The sequence below is a fragment of the Streptomyces bambusae genome (assembly GCF_019400985.1).
Taxonomy (GTDB): Bacteria; Actinomycetota; Actinomycetes; order Streptomycetales; family Streptomycetaceae; genus Streptomyces; species Streptomyces bambusae_A.
In genome coordinates this window covers 1-572 of sequence record NZ_WTFF01000741.1, presented here as the reverse complement: position 1 = coordinate 572, position 572 = coordinate 1, and the positions used below count along the sequence as shown (strand labels likewise).

General features: G+C 71.7%; 1 pseudogene. It reads right to left on the bottom strand.

The window, feature by feature from the left end:
* Positions 1–572 (bottom strand): annotated as a pseudogene (locus GPJ59_RS36820) (plasmid transfer protein TraB); the annotation flags it as partial.

The following is a 572-nucleotide window of genomic DNA, read 5'->3' as shown; positions in this document are numbered from 1 at the left end:
GGGTCGGAGAACGCGACGATGACGTCCTTGCGGGAGAGGATCTCCGTCAGTACGTTCAGCGCGGTGTCGCCCTTGCCGGAGCCGGTGCCGCCGGCGATGAGGACGTGGGTGGAGTTGCGGCCGGCGTCCGGGTCGCCGGGCAGCCACAGCAGCAGCGGCGCGCCGTCGTCGTAGCGTCCGATGACCAGCGGCTCAGCGATCGACCCACCCAGGTTCGACGGGCCTTCCCACTCCACGACCTCGGCGAGCATGTCCTCGGGGACGATGACCAGGTCCCCGCGGCGGGCCGATCCCGGGTCGGGGGTGTAGCGGACGGCGGAGGTAGGCAGATCCAGCGCGGACGCAATCCGGGCCAGGGCCTTGGCCACGTCGTCGTTGGTCTGCTCCCCCGGCTCCAGTGCGATGGGGGCGGTGACCCGGTTCGGCTCCACCCGTGCGGCGCCGATCTGGGCGCGGGCGAGACCCACCTTCTCCAGCAGACCCCCATCCCCGAACAGACCCCCGTCCCCGATGCCGGCGGTGGTGCCTTCGGGGTTGTGGCGGAGCATCATCCGCACGTTCCAGGACAGGGC